The following is a 17,603-nucleotide window of genomic DNA, read 5'->3' on the forward strand; positions in this document are numbered from 1 at the left end:
CAGCTCTGACTTTACTCGCATCCGACTGATTAAAAGATTCGGAGCTCAGTACTTGTGTCCTGTTGCCCATTGCTGCTATGCTGAACCAAGTGTAACCAATAAAAAAGCCATCTGACTTTCCAGGCAGATGGCTGCACAATAAAATTGAATTGATCAATTCACCGCAGTCGTATCCGAAGCGGCAGCGGTGCTGGAATCTGTCGCCGCCGACTGGATGTTGACCGAAGCGGCTTTCGCGGCTGCTTCGAGGCCGGTGAGTCCCTGGGTGAAGGTTTCGCCGAGCATCTTGTCCATCATCGGACCCATCAGGCGGAAGATCGGGTTGTTGCCGAACTCGGCATCGAGTCCCCAGGTCACCTGCGTGCTTTCACCCTGCGGCTCGAGGCGGAAATAGCCGTACGCTTCCTTCATGCCGTCGAACTCCAGCTTGGTCTTGATGTATCCGTTATCCTGCACTTCGACGATGGTCATCTTCCCTTTGCCCACGTTCTTGTTGTCGCTTTCCCAGGTGTACCAGGCGTTGAGTCCGGAGGATGGCTCGCTGTACACGATCTTCGCGTTCGGATCGAGTTTGTACCAGGGCGACCAGTTCGGCCAGTTCTTCAGTTCGTTGATCTGTCCATAAATGGCCGTTGCCGGGACGCCCATGGCGACCGAGCGTTCGATCTTGCGCGAGCCCGGCATCAGGAAGCCGATCACGACCGCCGCCAAAACAAGCACCAGCAAGACAAGGAGAATGCGTTTTACAATTTTCATGTTTTCCGGTTTGAAGGTTGGTACAAAATAAGTACAAGGAACCACCGCCGCAATCCGCAAAAACCGACTTCTGAACAAGCCGACCTGCACAGCCCGCCGATTGAAAATAAAAAAGCGGGAATTCGTTTCCGTTCCCGCTTCTCGTTCCGGCAGATCCGGTCAAATCTTGATTTCTTCCTCCGATTTATTGAAGAAGTGATACTCCATGATGTGGTAGGCCGAATTGCCCGTCACGCGGATCTTCGCCTTGAATTTCTTCTTCCACTGGTGCACCATGCTGTTCCACAGCAGACCCTTGTTCAGATAGGCCTCCAGGTACGGATGCACCTGGATGTGTAGTTGCTTTTCGTTCTGCTCCTGCACGAAATAGCGCAGGTTGTTCTCGATCTCGTCGATCAGCAGGATGCTGGCCTTGATCTCGCCCGTTCCTTCGCAGGCCGGACACTTCTCGACGGTGGTGATATTCGTCTCCGGGCGCACGCGCTGCCGGGTGATCTGCACCAGACCGAACTTGCTCGGCGGCAGGATGGTGTGCTTGGCGCGGTCGCGTTTCATCTCCGTGCGCAACTTCTCGTACAGCGCTTTCCGGTTGTTCGGATTGTGCAGGTCGATGAAGTCGACCACGATGATGCCGCCCATGTCGCGCAGGCGCAACTGGCGCGCCACTTCTGTAGCCGCGTCGAGGTTCACTTGCAGGGCGTTGTTCTCCTGGTTGCCTTCGCTGTCGGCGCGTACGCGCCCGCCGCTGTTCACGTCGATCACGTGCATGGCTTCGGTATGCTCCACGATGAGGTAGGCGCCGTTGGCCATGGTGACCGTCTTGCCGAAGCCCGACTTGATCTGCTTCTCGATCCCGAAGTGCTCGAAGATCGGCTGCTTGCCTTTGTAGAGCTTGACGATCTCGACCTGGTCGGGGGCGATGCCGCTGATGTAGCTGCGGATCTCCTCGTACATGACCTGGTCGTCCACGTGGATGTTCGCGAAGTTCGGGTTGAGCAGGTCGCGCAGGATGGTCGAGGTGCGGTTGAGCTCACCGACCAGCTTGGCCGGGGGCTTGGAAGTCCCCGCGTTGGTGATGGCCGATTTCCAGCGGGTCACCAGGTCCTGGATGTCCTTGTCGAGTTCGGCCACCTTCTTGCCGTCGGCCACGGTGCGCACGATGAGGCCGAAGCCTTTCGGCTTGATGCTCATGGCGAGGCGCTTCAGGCGTTGGCGTTCTTCCGAACTTTTGATCTTTTGGGAAATGGAGACGACGTCGGAAAATGGTACCAGGACGACGTAGCGGCCGGCGAGGGAGATCTCGGAGGTGATGCGGGGACCTTTGGTGGAGATCGGTTCCTTGGCGACCTGGACCAGCACCCATTGGTTGGCCGACAGCACGCCGGTGATCTTACCGCCCTTGTCGATATCGGGCTCCAACTGCAGGTTGGTCAGCAGCGGATCCGGATTCTTCCCGGTGGTGGCCAGGCGTACCAGTTTCAGCAGCGACTGGGCCTGAGGGCCGAGGTCGAGGTAATGCAAGAACGCGTCCTTTTCGTGACCTACGTCGACGAATGCCGCATTCAAACCGGGAATCAGTTTCTTGACACGTCCCAGGTAAATGTCACCGACCTGGAACGACTGATCCTTTTTGTCGTTGTTCAGTTCAACCAGTTGCTTGTCTTCCAGCAGGGCGATGGTGACTTCGCCATTGGTTGAATGAATCACCAATTCGTTGTTCAACGAAATATGTTTTAGCGACCCGATTGGCGCGATGGCCGAGGGGTAATCCGCAGAAAAACACCGAACAGCCGGAACTGTTCACGCATCCGTATGCAGGGACCGGTTGGAGTGCCGGCGACGCATCGCGCGGCGAAGGGAGTGATTCGAAAAGGCCCTGTTTTCCCGTGGGAAAAGTAGGATACGGAAAACGGGCGCGGAAGCGTTCACTTCCGCGCCCGGCAGTATTACCGGTTCTTCTTCTTATGTCTGTTCTTTCTCAGGCGTTTTTTACGCTTATGCGTCGCCATCTTGTGTCTTTTTCTCTTCTTACCGCTTGGCATAGTCCTACGGGTTTAGTGGTTATTTTGAATCTGGTTTATTAACTGATCCGCCTCTTTCAACAGCTGCGGATCCGAACTTTCTTTTTTCACCTGTTCCAGCGCGGCGAGCGCTTTTTCCTGCTGCCCCTGCTGGGCGTAGACCCTGCCGATCATGAAACGCGCCAGTGTTCGTTTCGGATCGATCTCCAGCACCTTGGAAAAGCGCTCGAGGGCCTTGTCGTATTGTCCCGACCTTACCGAAAGGATCCCGAGGTTGAACTGGGCATTGGCGTGCCCGGGATTCTTTTCGACCACTTCGCGCAAGAGCATGATGCCTTGCATCGGCGTGGTGGTTCCTTCGGCATAACAGATACCGAGGTCGGTTTTGGCGTCGAGGTTGTCGGGATTGATCGCGAGGACCTTTCCATACGACTCGATCGCCTGCTGCACCATCATGGACTGGAGCGTGGAATCGCCCGAGAGCTTGAAGGCATCGAAGTAGCGGTAGGCTGCGTTGATCCAGGTGTTCTCACCCGGCGCCGCTTCGGCTATCCGGCGGAAATATCCCGAAGAGATGGCCGGAAATCCGAGCCGGTCCCAGGACCTTCCCAACTCGCCCAGCACCGCGGTATCCTGCGGAGCCTGTTGCAGTTTGTCTTCCAACTGGTTGATCGGGTCCAGTTCCTGCCGCTTCACCTGCGACTTCGCGTCGGCCAGGAGGCCTTCGAAGGTGTAGGTGGATTGACGGGTCTGCGACTGGATCGCCGCTTTCTCTTCGGAAGTCTTGCGTGGAAGAAGATACAAGACTCCGGTCAGTGCGATGGCACCCGCTACCAGGACCAACTGTGTACGGCGGGCACTCATCGGGATCAATCGATCGCTTCGGAGGTTTGGTTCTTCTTGATCTTGGCGTTCTTCACCTTGTTGGCAAAAGTCTTGGCCGGCTTGAAGGACGGAATGTTATGCTCCGGGATCACGATGGTGGTGTTCTTGGAAATGATGCGGCCCAGTTTCTGAGCACGCTTCTTCACGATGAACGAACCGAAACCGCGCAGGTAAACGTTCTCGCCATCTGCCATGGTGTTCTTGATCACCTTCATGGCTGCCTCTACTGCCTGGAGGGCTACCGTCTTCTCAATACCCGTCTTGGTGGAGATCTCGGCTACTAGTTCTGCTTTCGTCATTGCTTTGACTATTAAGTAGTTGACCTTAGGGGGCGCAAAGATAATGCTTCCGGCCCAATGGAAAAAGTGCTAATAATCATATAGTTCCGGATAATTGACCGGAGCGGGAGAATTTTCACTAAAATCGACGAAAATGGAATAAAAAACGACAATTGGAACGATCTTCCTTTTATTAACAATCTGACTCGTGTCGTTTACACCTCTAACATAAGCCCAACCCGGAGGTCAACAACTCTATGCCCGCTCTTCTACTGGCCTCGCGCGGAGGGTATAGGTGATCGGGAAAGCTACTATATAAGGTAGAGCAGAAAGCCCGCAGCCGCTCCTCCCAGAACAATCCAGGCCGAATTGATTCTGGGGTAACGAAAGGTCAGCAACAAACCGGCGAAAGCGATCAGGATTGTTCGCCAGTCGTTCACACTTGCTTTCGCCATGTCGAAGCAAACGGCAACGATGATCGCCACCGAGGCCACATTCACCGCATCGAGAAAAGCCGAGAAACCGACCGAGTTGCGCAACCGGCGGACAAGCGGGTTGAGCATTGCGACGAAAACAAAAGAAGGAAGGAAGACACCCAGCGTCGCGACCATGGCTCCGCTCCAATCCCCGATCTGATAGCCGATGAAGGTGACCGCGGAAAAAACCGGACCCGGCGTGAACTGTCCAACAGCAATCGCGTCTATCAATTGCTGCCGGCTCAACAGGCCGGTTGCCACCAATTCAGTATCAAGAAACGCGAAGAGCACATATCCACTCCCATAAAGTACAGCTCCTATCTTGAGAAATATCCAGAACAATTGTGCATTTGAGGCCGACACGAGTACGGTTGACGGCAACTTTAAAAGTGTCAGCGGAAACAGGGAACCTTTTCCGCGACCCGGGCCGACTCGTTTCCAGGCAAGGTACGTCAGTCCTGTGCCGAACATCAGATAGATCTCGTTGCAACCCGCGAGGGAGAGCACCAGCACGACCAGTCCGGCGATCGCCAATTCCACCGACTTAAACGAGCGTTTTGCAAGTGGAAAGACGGCCGACAACACAACCGCGATAATGGCCGGTTTGATCCCGTATAGATACGGCTGTAAATCGGGAAGCGTACCATAGCGTTTATACAACCAGGCCAGGCAGGCTGTCAGGACAACAGCGGGAAAAATGAAACAAACGCCCGCGAGCAGCAAGCCTCTCCAACCGGCACGTTCATGGCCGATGTGTATGGCCAACTCGGTGCTATTCGGGCCCGGTATCAGGTTGGTCGCGCCCACGAGATCGAGGAAATGATCATGCGTCATCCACTTCCTCTTCGTAACCACCTCCTCTTGCATCATGGCGATGTGTACAGCCGGTCCTCCGAATGCTGTAAATCCCAACCGGAAAAACAAAGTGGCAAGTTCTTTCATCCCGGGCTATTGCTTGTCGCCAAACCAACGATGATCCAGAGACAGCCGTCCACCGCCATAGCGGACCAACATCAGGAGCAGAAGAGTCATCGCGAAATCCGTCCTGTATTCGTGCGCCATCGGAAAGAAGCCTTGTTTGACGAGGGTAGGATACTTCGTCGTAATGAACGCAACGATCATCACGACCAACAATGGCAGGGCAGCCAATCGGGTAAAAAGTCCGAACAGCACCAACAGTCCGCAAACAATCTCGAAACACCCGGTAAAACCAGCCCAGAATTCAGCGTTCTCAAAGCCGATTTTCGCGAACCTTCCCGCTCCAACACTGTCTGCAAATGTGAATTTCTGAATCCCTTCCGAGAGGAATACCAGTCCGACAATGATTCGCGGAATCAATGTCGGCACGGTCGATGTAAGCAACCACCTATTGACCATCCTTCAACTTGAATTCCTGGTTTGTGAATGGCGGCTCATCGGGGATCTTCACCACATTGAATCCGAAATCCGTGGCCCGATGACAATCGTTGCAGGCGTCGGTCAGCAATGCGTATTGCTCGCGGAACCGATCGACCTTTCCTTCCGATACAGCTAATTGAATACTGTCCAATCCCGGGAGCAGCGATCCGGTCATCCGACTCTCCTCACGTTCCTGTTGAAACTTCGTGATCTGTTCCAGTGTTTCCTGAATCTCATGGATCTCGAATGCCGCAAGTTTCCAATTCGCGTTCACACCTGCGAACCAGAGTTTGTTGTGATGGACCTGAATGCTTCCCATCATTTCACCGAATCCCGGCTTGTATGCTTCGGACAGCCTGGCTTCCAGACTATCCAGCCTGATCTGCGTGTTTGGCTGCTCTACGTTCCCCGATCCGCAACCTGACAAGGCCAGCAGGAGGATCATTGAATAATACCGCTTCAGCTTTTCTTGCATCATGCAATTCCCAATCCGTTAACGATTAATTAACAAGATTTCCCGGTGAAGCAATTTACCATTTTCCATTAGTTGAATGACATACTGCCCCGAAGGAACATCCGTCAAATCGACGCTTCCCTGAACTCCACTGATCGTCTTACGATGCACACACGCACCTTGCATATCCACGATTTCCATCAAACCTGTGCAGGCACTGAGGGTTTCCCAATGAAGTACGGTCCCGTTCGCCAATGGGTTTGGGAAAACTTTCATATCGGTCGCCCGGGGAGGGATGTGAATAGCAGTACTCCCTGAGGATTTAAAGATTGCACCCATATCACCGACGACGAAACCGGTCTGCGCATCGAGAAAGCGAACCGCATACAGGTTGCCCGTAAATCCGGGAATCGTATCCTGGCTCCAGGTATCGCCCCCGTCCTGGCTCCGGCAAAAAGTCGAATGCCAGCCGCAGGCGAATCCATGCAAACTATCCGGGAAATGAATGGAGTAAAGATCGACCGGACCTGCGGTTGCCAGGTCGCTCCAGCTTACACCACCGTCATCCGTTCCGACGAAGGTGGCGATGTACCAACCGCCGATGAATCCGCGGGTCTCACTGGTGAAAAAGACCGCTTCCAGCGAGCAGATATTACCGATCGGGCGGATGGTATCCATCACCCAGTTCAGTCCGCCATCGGTGGTCTTCAGGAACTGCCAGTTATATCCGACCCCCGTCGCGTATCCCACCTGTGCACTGGGAAACGATAGCGATGCCAGCTTACGTACCAGGGGTGTTGAAAGGATGGTCCAGGTTTGTCCGCGATCCGCCGTACGTGCGATCTTCCCATCCTCTCCCGAGACAAATCCGGTGTTCGCATCGGAGAATTCGATATCGTACCAGCCGTCGCGAGACAGCGAAGGCTCCAGGGTCCAGGAATCGCCGGCGTCCATCGTATGATAGAGGCCGCTGTCACTGGCCACCCAACCTTCGTGTCCGTTAAGAAAGTGAACGGCATTCAAGCCGGCACTTGTCGGGAACGATAATGCCGACCAACTTTCTCCTACATCGAACGAACGAAGTATCACACCGTCTTGTCCGACCACATAGCCGGTATCCCGATTGGGAAAATAAAGATCAAATAACGCAACCGAAGTACCGGATGCTTTCTGAACCCACTGGGCAGAAAGGTCGAGGGCGGACAGGAGCAGGCATGTACAGGCAAGCAAATGTGATTTCATGATCAGGGAGTTTAGTGACTCAAAAATAAATCAGGCCTGTTCCGACCCACAGGTTGAATCCTCGGACTCAAGGGTAAAAAATTAACCTAACGGATACCGGCCCGGTACTCCAGGGGCGTAAATCCGGTAGCGGAGCGAAAGTACTTGGAAAAATTACCCGGCTCGTCGAAGTTCAGGCGATAAGCGATCTCCTTTACCGAAAGGTCAGTATGATACAGGAGCTTTTTGATCTCCGCGACAAGATGGACGCGAATGATGTTGAGCGGCGTATTCCCGGTATGTTCCTTACAAACAGCGATGAGGTGCTTCGGGCTGATGTGCAGCAAGTCCGCATAATCCTCCACCCGCTTGTGATCCGCGTAATGTCGCTGCACGAGGAGCATGAAGCGGTCGACCAACGGATTTCCCACACGCAAAGCCGCTCCCGGCCGGTCGCGTTCCCAGAAGCGCGACAAATAGATTGCCAGCGATTGCACGAGCGAACGAAGCACCAGCTCGTTCCCGGCAGCCTGTTCCCGCGTTTCAGTACGGATCAGGTCAAGGTAAATGAGCGCCCGTTTGAATGCGGCAGCCGGCAACTGAATCACCGGTCGCTCGGTACCGAAAGGTAGGGATCGAAGCAAGGGCCGGTCGATCACGCCGGGAAGAAACAGCAGGGTGCAACCCGAAGATGCTTTTTCACGAAAGACGAGGTGCACGTCGTCGGGTCCGACGAAGTGTATCTCGTATTTCTTCATCGGCAGACTGGAAAAATTGAGGTCGTGCTCGCCTCCGCTGCCGGTGATGATCAGCAGTTCGTAGAACTGATGCCGGTGCGGCTTTTCCGGCGCGAAAGCCTTTGCACGCGGCGCCCAGTCGATGAGGTCGATCTCCCGGATCGTGCCGGGCGGCGGTTTCAGGATATGCCGAGGGATGGTACCGGACATGTTGTCGAAAATACTGATTCCGGGGAAATGCCTATTGGGCTCCGAATTATTTGCACACGGATGACACGGATAATGCGGATGATCACGGATTCAAAATTCACACTTGTCGTACCTTGTGTGGAGATTTATGGCGGCATTCGGCGGTACGTTATTGCGTTGGTATAAAAAGCACGCGCGGGAATTGCCCTGGCGGGAAACGCGTGACCCGTATGTGATCTGGTTGTCGGAGGTGATCCTGCAACAGACCCGCGTCGAACAAGGGCTTCCCTACTTCCATCGTTTCACCGAGGCATTACCGACCGTCCACGATCTTGCCCGCGCCAAAGAGGAGAAAGTGATGAAGCTCTGGCAGGGTCTGGGGTATTACAGTCGTGCCAGGAACCTGCACAAGGCGGCCAAGGTTGTGGCGAATGAATATCAGGGAAAGTTCCCTCGCACCTTCGACGAACTGCGCAGCTTACCGGGTATCGGCGACTACACCGCTGCGGCCATCGCTTCCTTTGCCTTTGACCAGGCAGTCGCCGTGGTCGACGGTAACGTGTTCCGCTTTTTGTCGCGTTGCTTCGGTATTGATACGCCGATCGACTCCCCACGCGCGAAGCGGGAATTCCGGGAACTCGCGGAGTCGTTGATGGAAGGCCATGCGCCTCACCTGTTCAACCAGGCGATCATGGAGTTCGGGGCGATCAGTTGCAAGTCGGCACAGCCGTTGTGTGCAAGCTGTCCTTTCCGGGATACCTGTCATGCCTTTCAACGTGATCTGATCACCAAGCTTCCCGTAAAAGCCAAAAAGCAAAAGGTCCGTGACCGCTACTTCCACTATCTGATTCTCAACACGCCGAAAGGCGTGTACTTGCGGCAACGAGCTACCGGCGACATCTGGGCGAAGCTCTACGAATTTCCGCTCATTGAAACGGATCAGCCCACTGAACCGGCATCACTCATGCGTTCGTCCGCCTGGAAACGCATCCTGGGAAAGCAACCGATCCATATCCGACAGATCAGTCGGGAATACAAGCACCTGCTGAGTCACCAGCGCATCCATGCCCGCTTCTATCTACTGGATGGCAAGGTGAAGCCGGAGCAAGATTGGATACTCGCCGATAAGGCGAAACGCAAACGGCTGGCCGTATCGCGCCTGGTCGAGACCGGCTTAGAGCAGGCAGGCTTTTGAGGGATCAGCCTTTGTTGCGCAGCGAGAGAAAAATGTAGCCGGCTGTCGGCAACAACAGCAATGCGAGCACGATGAACAAGGTAGCGCTGTCCGGCGGGCCGGATGATTGCGCCGCAGCCCGGATCGAAAGACGGACAACAAGTCCCAGCACAACCAGGATCGACAATTTCAGCACACGCAGAAAACGCGTTGCCAACCGGTATTGAAAAGCCGCATTGTCCTGCGTGATCTTCAAACCGTAGTTGAACAGGTGCGGGAAGCGTCCGATCACCGTCATCACCAGAAAAACAAACGTCCCGATCGCGGGAAGGATCAGTAACGACCATCGGCTTCCGAAATCATTGGGAGATCCGCTGCCGTCGAAATGGGTGGGCACGGTTTCCGGGGCCTGGAGCACCGAAGAAACGGTGTACGTCCACAGCACCGCCAGTGCAATCCAGCCTGAAACTTCGAGGATACGATCCAGCGGTCCGCTTTCCAACGAAAGTCGGGGCCTGCCTTTGTAGGAAGGATCACCACTCAAGATGCCCATAGGTGTCGGTTAAACTGCGAAGTTACAATTTCCGCATCGGGAGTTCCTGCCGCCGAAAGGTCCCTTCGATCATGCCCTCAATGGACGCGACCAGGGAATCGCGGCCGACGCGCCGATAAACAATGCGGCTCGGGAAATCGTGCTCCGGGTTCACAAAGCTCACGCTATCACCGGCATGATCGGCCATCCGGAACACAACCGACTTCCCATCGTTCTGTCCGCTAACGGTCGGCACGTAGAAAACCTCGGTACCGCTCAGATAGCACTCCATCGTTTCCGAAAAGACCGTATCGCCCTGCACCACCTGGTAGCTGAATCCCTTCATCAGCGTATCGTTCACCTTCGTCCACCGCTCCACCAGCCGCCCCTCAGCATCGGCCATTTCCCATTCACCAATGATCCACTCCGGAACAGACCGGGGTTCTCTCCAGTTGCAGGCAAGGAGCAGGGAGAGGAGAAAGGTGGAAAGGACATGGCGGGTGGGCATGGGTGGTGGTTGGTTGGTGGTTGGTGATTGGTAACTAGTAACTAGTAACTGGTAACTGGTAACTGGTAACTGGTAACTGGTAACTGGTAACTAGAAATTGGCTACTAGCATAATCTCTTTCAATTACTAATTTCTAGTTACTAATTTCTAATTACTAATAACAAATTACTAGTTTCTAGTTACCAGTCCTCACCGAACAATTCCAAAGTTAAACACTCCCGTCTTCGTTGCTCCCCAGACGCGGAGCCAGATAGGGAGGACGGCTTCGGTGCCGCGGGCGTTGGTGATGTCGCCGAGGTCGAGCAATTGCTCGTCTTTCCAGCCGAAGGTCTTGAGCAGCGCGCGGACTTTTTCCTTCGCTTCGGCTTCGTTGCCGCAAAGGTAGTTGATGTGGTTACCGTCGCCGATCATGCGCGGGTTGATCATGAGTCCGCACCACATCGTGTTGAGGGTCTTCACCACCTTCACATTGGGAAACGTCCGCTGGATCTCTTCGCCCAACGAGTTGAAATTGCTGAGCGCGGGCACGAGTCCCGGCGGCATACCGCGGGAGAAGTCGAGCGGATTGGCCACATCGATGAGGATCTTCCCGTCGAGTGCGGCTCCGGCGAGTTTCAAAGCATCGAGGCTGGCTTCGCCTTTGGTACAGTTGAAGATGATCTCTCCGAATGCCGCCGCATCCGCAAAGGTGCCGGCGGAAGCCTTTCCGCTCTGCTTAGCCACGAAGGCCAGGGCCTTTTCGTTATTCGCGCTGCGCGAACCCATCATGACATCATGACCGAGTTCGACCAGTTTACTACCGATTGTATCACCGACGTTGCCGGTGCCGAGGATGGAAATACGCATTTTCAGTTTAGAGTTTCCTGCCTTCGCTAAAGCTACGGCAGGCAGGCGGGTTCCGCGTTTAATTAGTTTTTCCTTAACTTGTATGGTTTATCTTCTATTCGCTCCCGCCTACGCTAAAGCTTCGGCGGGCAAGATTTACTGTTTACTGTTTACTGTTTACTGTTTACTGTTCACTGTTCACTGTTCACTATTCAAGCTTTCTCCAACGCCGCAATCTCCAGTTTGACCATCTTCAACAACACCGGCCCGACGCGTTTGGCCCGTTCGGGATCGCTCATCCATTCGCCTAGTTTTTTCGGGATGATCTGCCAGGAGACACCAAAACGATCCTTGAGCCATCCGCAACGGCTTTCTTCACCGCCGTCGAGCAGTCGGTTCCAGTAATGGTCGATTTCTTCTTGCGTATCGCATTCCACGACCAGCGAGACCGCTTCGGTGAATTTGTATTTGGGCCCTCCATTGAGGCCCATGAATTTCCGGCCATTCAATTCGAAGGTTACAACCATCGGATTTTCCTGCAGGATCTTCGAGTTGGGAAAAATCGAACAATAAAAGTCCGCTGCTGCACGCGCCTGACCGTCGAACCAAAGACAAGGATGAATGGGGTGGCTCATTTTTTCGTAGTCAATTTCTTCTTCGAGGATATTTTAAGAGCTGCTTTCTTCGCAGTCTTCAGTGCCTGCTGTTCGCGCTCCCAGGCAGCGCGGTATTTTACAATTTGAGTAATCAACTTCTTCGGGAGTGGTTGATCGAGTGGCAGATGGATGCTGCCCTTGGTAAAGGTGAACCCCTCGAGTTCATTGGCAAATGCAGCAACCCCGGTGCCGGTCGGGTACAAGCCGATGTGGTTCTTACAGGCGGCGAAATAGACCAGCACTTTCCCTTCGCGAAAGGCCGGCATGCCGTAGCTGATCGTTTCGGTGGATTTCGGAGCAGCTTTTTTAATGATCTCCCGGAGCTCGCTGAGTTTGGGTCGAATCCCGCGTTCACAGGCGGCAATGTACTGATCGATGGAGGTGACGGATGTGCGCATAGCTGTCTGAAATTTATCAATTCTTTCGAAAATAAATGAACCGAACCGGAGAATATCCAACCGAGTTCGCTCCGCATTTATTATCCCGCATCTACGGTTTTACATCGCCCGATTTCGTACCTTACATTTGTCGGATAAACCATTATCTAACCTCAAATCACAATTCCATGAGCGGAGTGAACAAAGTGATCCTGGTCGGCAACGTCGGTAAGGATCCGGAAGTGCGGTACCTGGAAGGAGGCGTGGCAACGGCCCGCTTCCCGCTGGCGACCTCGGAATCGTACAAGAACCGGGAAGGCCAGAAAGTCGAAACCACCGAATGGCACAACATCGTGTTGTGGCGCGGTCTGGCGGAAGTGGCGGAGAAATACGTCCGCAAGGGCAAACAACTCTACATCGAAGGACGCATCCGGACGCGCTCCTACGGCGAAGAGAACAACAAAAAGTGGATCACCGAGATCGTAGCGGATACCATGACCATGCTCGGCGGACCGCGCAGCGAACAGAACGGTTCCGAACCGGCCGCCGTCCAGGCACCGATCGAAACCAGCGCGATCCCCACGGGCGGCGACGACCTTCCGTTTTGATTGTTAGGCTAGTCGGAAATTGTTGAAAGTCAGCTTTCCCGGCTGCCAACCCGAAGTACAGCTAAGCGTGAAGTTTTATTAGCTTTGCGCTTAGCTGTTTTTAGTCAAAGAAGTTAATTCCCCTTGGATCCCGGCCCTGACCCCCTGCTCCTTTCCGTATTCTCGGTCCTTAACCCCGCTTTTACTTTCTCCTTTTCCTTTATAGTCGAGTCGGTCGTACTGGTCGTGTTGCTCTTCCTGTCCGGTTTCGTCTCCGGAGCGGAAACCGCCTTCTTCGCCATCACACCTGCCCAATTCATCGGGTTGCGTAACGCCCCGGGGACCGCTTCCCGGATCGTCTACAACCTGCTGAATCGACCCAAGCGCCTGTTGGCGACTTTACTGATCGTTATCAACTTCATCAACATCGCCATCGTGGTGATCTCGTCACTGCTGATGGAACAGGTCTTCGATTTCTCCAGTCATCCGTTGGCTGGTTTTCTTATCCAGGTGGTCGCCGTCACCTTCGTCATCATCGTCTTCTGCGAACTGATGCCGAAGATGTACGCCACCCAAAATGCCATCTGGTTCTCCAACCTGGCCGCGCTTCCGCTTTTCGTGGTCGACAAACTGCTCCGGCCCATGTCGTGGCTGCTGGTCAAATCGACCGCGCTGGTCGACCGTCGCATTCAAAGTAAAGGGTACGACGTGACCGTCGATGAGTTGACGCATGCCATCGACATCACCTCCGACAAGAACACTCCTGAAGACGAAAAGAACATCCTGAAAGGCATCGCCCGGTTCGGCAACATCGATGTCAAGCAGATCATGAAGCCACGGATGGATGTCTTCGCGATCGAACGCGAAACGCCGTTTTCGGAAGTGATCAAGCTGGTGAACGAACACCGGTACTCCCGCGTTCCGGTTTTCGAAGAAAGCTTCGACCGCGTCTCCGGCATCCTGTACATCAAGGACCTCCTGCCCTACCTCGACCAACAGGACGGCTCCAGCTTCGACTGGACGAGCCTCCTCCGCCCGGCTTATTTCGTTCCGGCCAGCAAGAAGATCAACGACCTTCTGCAGGAATTCCAGGAAATGAAGAACCACCTGGCCATCGTGGTGGACGAATACGGCGGCTCCTCGGGCATCGTGACGCTGGAGGACATCCTCGAAGAGATCGTGGGCGAGATCAACGACGAATTCGACGACGACGAACTCAACTATTCCCGACTCGACGACCGCAATTTCGTGTTCGAAGGCAAGACCTTGCTGAACGACGTCTGCCGCATCACCGACCTCGACCGGAAATCCTTCGAGCTTGGCGAAGAGGAAACCGATACGCTGGCCGGATTCCTGCTGGCGGTGAAAGGCGGACTCCCTCAGGTGAACGAGGTGCTGCGTCATAACGGACTTGTGTTCACCATTGAGTCGGCAGATCGTCGTCGTATCAAGCGCGTAAAAGTTACTCTGCCGGAAATTGAACCTTCCAACGGAAGATCGCTGGCAGCCTGGCTCCTGCCCCTCGGTTTCGCGCTCTTGCTGAGCGGTTGCGACGAACCTTATAATCCCAAACCGCGTGGCTATTTCCGGATCACACTCCCGGAAAAACAATATGCCCTGTGGGAAAGTCCCGGATGCCCCTTCGGCTCCGAGCTACCCTCCTATGTGCAGGTGATACCCGACACCAGTGCCGAGGCGGAGCCCTGCTGGATGAACCTGGAGTTTCCGGATTTCAAAGCAACCGTTTACCTCACCTACAAGCCGGTCAATGGAAACCTGAACCGATACATTGAAGACAGCCGCACCTATGCCTACAAGCATGTGACGAAAGCTTCGGGTATCGACGAGATCATCCTGCATGAACAACCCGGCGTGAGCGGACTGTTGTATAAGGTCAAAGGCAACGCGGCTTCTCCCCTGCAATTTTGGTTAACGGACAGTACCGCCCATTTCATCCGTGGTTCACTCTATTTCTACGCCGTTCCGAACCCGGATTCGATCGCGCCGGTTCTCGACTTTGTACAATCGGATGTACAGCATTTCCTGGAACGATTCCACTGGAAGTAATTTACTCCTTCGATGAAACTGGGTCGACGCGTCGAAGAATTCGCGATTACCGCCATCGACCGAGACGGACTTCCGTACGGGCCGTTCGAAGGAGGAAAACTCTACGTCGACAAATCCCTTCCGGGAGATATCGCCGATGTGCAGGCGATCCGCGTCAGCAAAGGCGACTTTCCCGTCTCCACCGGAAGGATCGTCCGCTTGTTACAAGCGAGTCCCGATCGCATCGATCCGTTCTGTCCGCACTTCGAACACTGTGGGGGTTGTCAATGGCAGCATACGTCCTATGCGCACCAACTGGAGATCAAGCACGGACAAGTCAGCGAACTGTTCGCCCGGCATCTTCCCGACGGGATGACGGTCCCTCCGGTCTTGCCATCACCACAGCAACTGCGTTACCGCAACAAGATCGTCTTCACCTTCTCCAACCGGCGTTGGATGACGCCGGAAGAAAAGACCTCGCCCGATACCATTCGGCGTCCTGCCGCCGGCTTCCTGATGCGTGGCAAGTACGATCACACCCTGGAGATCCATGAATGCGCATTGATCGACCCGATCGCCGTCCGCATCCTCCACCGGCTGCGCGACATCGCACTCGAAGCAGGCATGAAGTTCTACGACATGCGCGAGGAATACGGCTTCCTGCGCGGACTGGCACTGCGCTTCGGCGATCCCGGCCATCTGCTGGCGGCCATCATCACGGCGGAGCAGGATGATGAAAAACTCAACGTGCTGACAGAAGGCCTGACCCGTGACTTTCCCGAGATCACCGGTTATTTTCAATTGTTCAACCCCGACAAGAGCGGAGTCAACATGGATGCTCCTGCCCGACACCTGCGGGGTGAAACGCAACTGCCCATGAGCCTGGATGGCTTTCAGTTCCTGGTCAGTCCCAACGCCTTCTTCCAGACGAATACGGGGCAAACACTTCGTCTCTATCAAACCGCATTGGATTTCGCCGCATTGAAAGGAAGCGAACGTGTGCTTGACCTCTACTGCGGTACCGGAACCATCAGTCTTTTTCTTGCACGACAGGCGGCATTCGTCACCGGGGTAGAATTCGTCGATGCCGCGGTGAACGATGCACGAACAAATGCCAACCGGAACGGAATCACGAACGTCGATTTCATCGCCGGCGATCTGAAGGACGAAATCAGTCGGTTCACGGAATCATCGACCGAAGTGATCGATGTGGTGGTAACCGATCCGCCCCGTGCCGGCCACCACCGGGCGGTTAATCAGGCTTTACTAAAACTCGCGCCTAAGCGTATCGTTTACATCAGCTGCAATCCGATCACCCAGGAACGGGACACCCGCATGCTGTCGGATCGCTACCGGCTCACGCGCATTCAGCCGGTCGATATGTTTCCGCATACCGGTCACGTGGAAAACGTCGTGTTGTTGGAACGTCGCGACTGATCAGGCAGTCAGGGCGGTGCCGCGAAAACGGAACTGCACGTAGATCATCGCGGTGAACAGGAAAAAAGCACCGATCTGGTGCACGGACGCGAGCACGATCGGCGCCTGGTAAAGGATCGTCAGCACGCCAAGGACAAACTGCACTGCCAAAGCCGCATAGAACCAGTTAAGCGCCGTCCGCTGGCTCGTTTCCATTCGCTCGTTCCGGGCCAGGTTCCACACATAGCCGGCCATGGCGAGGAGCGTGAACGCGAAGAAGCGGTGAATGAACTGCACCAGCTCCGGGTTATCGAAGAAGTTGGCGATACCGTCTTCCGCATACCAACCACCGACCGGAAACACCTGTCCGCTCATGAGCGGGAACGTGTTGTGCAACTTACCGGCATGTAATCCCGCGACGAATGCTCCGTACACGAGCTGTGCCATCAGCACCGAGAAGGTGGCTACGCCCAGCTGCCGGAGCTTCGTCGAAGCCGGCACCAGCGCGCGTGGATACAGCAACTGCAACGCGTACCACCAGGTGAAGCCGAAGGTGATGAAGGCCGTGATCAGGTGAATGGCCAGCCGGATGTGCGACACACTCGTACGTTCGGTGAGCCCGCTCTTCACCATGAACCAGCCAAGGAACCCCTGCAAGCCACCGAGTGCGAACAGGAAGAGCGCCTTCCGGGTCATGGCGCGATCCAGTTGACGGGTGATCAGGAACCAGATGAACGGCAGCAAGAAGACCACACCGATCAACCTGCCTACCAGGCGGTGAATGAACTCCCACCAGAAGATCGCCTTGAAATCCTGCAATTCGAAATGCGCATTGATCTTCTCGTACTGGGGAATCTGTTTGTACTTCTCAAAAGCTTCCTGCCACTCCTGGTCGTTCAAAGGAGGTACAGCGCCCATGATCGGAGCCCATTCCGTGATGGATAAGCCGGAACCGGTCAGGCGGGTGATGCCGCCGATGACCACCATCGCGAAGATCAGGAAACAGCCGCTCAGCAGCCAGATTGCGACGTAACGACGAGATCGATCGTTCATATGCTTTGCAGCTA

Annotated in this window: 19 protein-coding genes; 4 read left to right on the plus strand and 15 right to left on the minus strand. The window is 54.8% G+C overall.

The window, feature by feature from the left end:
- Positions 1–153: 153 nt before the first annotated feature.
- The 9 genes from IPJ96_13280 to IPJ96_13320 form a co-directional block, all read right to left on the minus strand.
- Positions 154–756: an SRPBCC family protein gene (locus IPJ96_13280; GenBank protein ID MBK7911301.1), complete on the minus strand. Its 603-nt coding sequence runs from the start codon at positions 754–756 to the stop codon at positions 154–156.
- 159 nt (positions 757–915) lie between these two features.
- The gene (locus IPJ96_13285; protein MBK7911302.1) at positions 916–2,478 is read right to left on the minus strand and encodes an Rne/Rng family ribonuclease; all 1,563 of its coding nucleotides are present in this window, start codon (positions 2,476–2,478) and stop codon (positions 916–918) included.
- Between the two features lie 332 nt (positions 2,479–2,810).
- Positions 2,811–3,641: a tetratricopeptide repeat protein gene (locus tag IPJ96_13290; protein MBK7911303.1), complete on the minus strand. Its 831-nt coding sequence runs from the start codon at positions 3,639–3,641 to the stop codon at positions 2,811–2,813.
- 5 nt (positions 3,642–3,646) lie between these two features.
- Complete coding sequence (locus IPJ96_13295; protein ID MBK7911304.1) at positions 3,647–3,961, minus strand: integration host factor subunit beta; 315 nt, start codon at positions 3,959–3,961, stop codon at positions 3,647–3,649.
- A gap of 290 nt (positions 3,962–4,251) precedes the next feature.
- A complete protein-coding gene (chrA, locus tag IPJ96_13300) occupies positions 4,252–5,358 on the minus strand; it encodes a chromate efflux transporter (protein MBK7911305.1) in 1,107 nt (368 codons plus the stop codon).
- A gap of 6 nt (positions 5,359–5,364) precedes the next feature.
- The gene (locus IPJ96_13305) at positions 5,365–5,793 is read right to left on the minus strand and encodes a DoxX family protein (protein MBK7911306.1); all 429 of its coding nucleotides are present in this window, start codon (positions 5,791–5,793) and stop codon (positions 5,365–5,367) included.
- On the minus strand, positions 5,783–6,292 hold the full coding sequence (locus tag IPJ96_13310) for a hypothetical protein (protein MBK7911307.1): 510 nt from the start codon (positions 6,290–6,292) through the stop codon (positions 5,783–5,785). Before IPJ96_13310 ends, IPJ96_13305 begins: the two co-directional genes overlap by 11 nt.
- Before the next feature lie 15 nt (positions 6,293–6,307).
- Positions 6,308–7,510: a T9SS type A sorting domain-containing protein gene (locus IPJ96_13315; GenBank protein ID MBK7911308.1), complete on the minus strand. Its 1,203-nt coding sequence runs from the start codon at positions 7,508–7,510 to the stop codon at positions 6,308–6,310.
- 86 nt (positions 7,511–7,596) lie between these two features.
- A complete protein-coding gene (locus tag IPJ96_13320) occupies positions 7,597–8,436 on the minus strand; it encodes a helix-turn-helix domain-containing protein (GenBank protein ID MBK7911309.1) in 840 nt (279 codons plus the stop codon).
- Positions 8,437–8,563: 127 nt separating this feature from the next.
- Here IPJ96_13320 and mutY point away from each other — a divergent pair, with 127 nt between their 5' ends.
- Positions 8,564–9,610: an A/G-specific adenine glycosylase gene (mutY, locus tag IPJ96_13325; protein MBK7911310.1), complete on the plus strand. Its 1,047-nt coding sequence runs from the start codon at positions 8,564–8,566 to the stop codon at positions 9,608–9,610.
- Between the two features lie 4 nt (positions 9,611–9,614).
- Here mutY and IPJ96_13330 read toward each other — a convergent pair whose 3' ends face one another.
- The 5 genes from IPJ96_13330 to IPJ96_13350 form a co-directional block, all read right to left on the minus strand.
- The gene (locus IPJ96_13330) at positions 9,615–10,142 is read right to left on the minus strand and encodes a DUF1648 domain-containing protein (protein ID MBK7911311.1); all 528 of its coding nucleotides are present in this window, start codon (positions 10,140–10,142) and stop codon (positions 9,615–9,617) included.
- Between the two features lie 22 nt (positions 10,143–10,164).
- On the minus strand, positions 10,165–10,629 hold the full coding sequence (locus tag IPJ96_13335) for a hypothetical protein (GenBank protein MBK7911312.1): 465 nt from the start codon (positions 10,627–10,629) through the stop codon (positions 10,165–10,167).
- 189 nt (positions 10,630–10,818) lie between these two features.
- The gene (locus IPJ96_13340; GenBank protein ID MBK7911313.1) at positions 10,819–11,475 is read right to left on the minus strand and encodes an NAD(P)-binding domain-containing protein; all 657 of its coding nucleotides are present in this window, start codon (positions 11,473–11,475) and stop codon (positions 10,819–10,821) included.
- Between the two features lie 191 nt (positions 11,476–11,666).
- Positions 11,667–12,089, minus strand: coding sequence for a VOC family protein (locus IPJ96_13345; protein MBK7911314.1), 423 nt, complete (start codon positions 12,087–12,089; stop codon positions 11,667–11,669).
- On the minus strand, positions 12,086–12,508 hold the full coding sequence (locus tag IPJ96_13350) for a DUF1801 domain-containing protein (GenBank protein ID MBK7911315.1): 423 nt from the start codon (positions 12,506–12,508) through the stop codon (positions 12,086–12,088). The genes IPJ96_13345 and IPJ96_13350 overlap by 4 nt, the downstream gene beginning before the upstream one ends.
- 167 nt (positions 12,509–12,675) lie before the next feature.
- Here IPJ96_13350 and ssb point away from each other — a divergent pair, with 167 nt between their 5' ends.
- The 3 genes from ssb (at position 12,676) to rlmD (ending at position 16,557) form a co-directional block, all read left to right on the plus strand.
- Positions 12,676–13,095 carry a single-stranded DNA-binding protein gene (gene ssb / locus IPJ96_13355; GenBank protein ID MBK7911316.1) on the plus strand — a complete coding sequence of 140 codons (420 nt, stop codon included), beginning with the start codon at positions 12,676–12,678 and terminating at the stop codon, positions 13,093–13,095.
- A 123-nt stretch (positions 13,096–13,218) separates the two neighbouring features.
- Entirely contained in the window at positions 13,219–15,141 is a 1,923-nt protein-coding gene (gene gldD / locus IPJ96_13360; GenBank protein MBK7911317.1) for a gliding motility lipoprotein GldD, read from the plus strand.
- A gap of 12 nt (positions 15,142–15,153) precedes the next feature.
- Complete coding sequence (gene rlmD / locus IPJ96_13365) at positions 15,154–16,557, plus strand: 23S rRNA (uracil(1939)-C(5))-methyltransferase RlmD (protein MBK7911318.1); 1,404 nt, start codon at positions 15,154–15,156, stop codon at positions 16,555–16,557.
- Here rlmD and IPJ96_13370 read toward each other — a convergent pair whose 3' ends face one another.
- Positions 16,558–17,589 (minus strand): COX15/CtaA family protein, encoded by a 1,032-nt coding sequence (locus IPJ96_13370; protein ID MBK7911319.1) that lies wholly within the window; start codon positions 17,587–17,589, stop codon positions 16,558–16,560. It abuts the gene before it with no gap.
- Positions 17,590–17,603: the final 14 nt, after the last annotated feature.

The organism is Bacteroidota bacterium (genome assembly GCA_016713765.1).
Taxonomy (GTDB): domain Bacteria; phylum Bacteroidota; class Bacteroidia; order AKYH767-A; family 2013-40CM-41-45; genus Pollutiaquabacter; species Pollutiaquabacter aromativorans.